This is a genomic window from Lactobacillus sp. C449L, from assembly GCF_059900815.1.
The window spans coordinates 1-488 of sequence record NZ_JBWXGA010000114.1 but is presented as its reverse complement, the minus strand read 5'-3'; the positions used below and the strand labels follow the sequence as shown (position 1 = coordinate 488).

1 protein-coding gene is annotated in these 488 nt (G+C 69.5%); it reads right to left on the bottom strand.

What is annotated here, in order from left to right:
- On the bottom strand, positions 1-478 hold a 478-nt coding region (locus tag AC2JF9_RS08570; protein WP_500726927.1), incomplete at its 3' end, for a glycosyltransferase.
- Positions 479-488 lie beyond the last annotated feature (10 nt).

The following is a 488-nucleotide window of genomic DNA, read 5'->3' as shown; positions in this document are numbered from 1 at the left end:
CCGACACGGCGAGGCGAAGCTGTCCCGGATCGGGCACATCTTCCGCGTCGTACACGGTGACGAACTCGCCTCGCGCCAGCGGCAGGGCGACGTTCAGGGCACGCGGCTTGGTGCGCGGCTCCCCGGGCGGAGCAATGATGACCTCGACATATCCGGGCAGGTCGATCAGCGCGAGCGCCTGGGCCGTCTCGCGATCGTCCGCTTCCAGCACCAGTTTCACATCCAGCTTGGCCGCCGGGTAGTCGAGCGCCTCGATGGCGCGGACGAGCCGCTCGACCACCCTCCCCTCGCGGTGAAGCGCAATGAGGATGCTGTAGGTCGGGAGGTCGCGATCCGGCATCCTTGGGGGAATGCGGGCGGGCGCCACCGGCACGTGCTCGAGCACAGCCGCAAGACGCAAGGCCGTGCTGCCCAGAAAGGCGAGCCCGAGCGCGATCGAGGCGCAGGCCCAGCTCTCCCCGGGTGAATAGGCGAACACGGACCCGCAC